Here is an 829-nt window from a genome sequence, read left to right on the forward strand (position 1 = left end):
CAACTGGACCTGACGCGCCGTGAGTTGCGCTCGCCGGACCAGGTGATGATCCCGTTGTCGTCCGGGGAGTTCGACCTGCTGCTGGTGTTCGTCGAACACCCGCAGCGCGTGCTCACCCGCGAGCAATTGCTGAACCTGGCGCGGGGCCATAGCCACGACGCGTTCGACCGCAGCATCGACGTGCAGGTCAGCCGCCTGCGACGCAAGCTGGAGTTCGACACCAAGCGCCCGGCGATGATTCGTACCGTGCGCAACGGTGGTTACCAGTTCACCGTCGCGGTGACCCGCTCATGAGCCGCTTCAAACCTCGGGACACCGTGGCCCGCTGGATTGCCCTGACCATCCTGATTGCGATGCTCACAGCGCTGGCCTTCAATGCGCTGTTTGTGCAACTGGCTGGCGTTTGGGCCAGGCCGCCGTTGGGTGAAACCGGCCTGTTGGAGAAGGTCGCGGTGATCGTGCGGATGATCGAAGCGGCAGAGCCGTCCCAGCGCGCGCAACTGACTCGGGCAGTGGCCGATGACAGCTTCAATGTGAGTTGGTCGGCCACCCGCACAGGCATTGATGTGCCGGTTCTGGAAGACCCGGGGTTTCACTCCGACCAGGTGTTCAAGCAGCTGCTCAAGGGGCCGGAGCGGCGGATGGAAGCCTACGAACCGTCCGACTGGCCTGGCCCCGGCGGGCGCTATGCGCTGGTGGTGCAACTGGTGGATGAATCCTGGCTGATGTTCAGCGCGCCGTCGCGCAGCTGGGGCCTGGCGGAAGGCCCGCGAAGCCTGATCGTGCTGATGCTGGTACTGATTTCCACCGCGCTGGTCACGCTGATCGC

1 protein-coding gene and 1 pseudogene are annotated in these 829 nt (G+C 64.8%); both read left to right on the top strand.

All coding sequences use genetic code 11. The features are described 5' to 3' along the window. A partial coding sequence (locus HX846_RS35025) for a winged helix-turn-helix domain-containing protein (RefSeq protein WP_178967236.1) occupies positions 1-294 on the top strand: 294 nt, incomplete at its 5' end. Continuing rightward, positions 291-829: pseudogene (locus HX846_RS35030) on the top strand (two-component sensor histidine kinase); the annotation flags it as partial. The gene HX846_RS35025 and the pseudogene HX846_RS35030, both read left to right, overlap by 4 nt.

Source organism: Pseudomonas sp. K5002, from assembly GCF_013386655.1.
Classification (GTDB): domain Bacteria; phylum Pseudomonadota; class Gammaproteobacteria; order Pseudomonadales; family Pseudomonadaceae; genus Aquipseudomonas.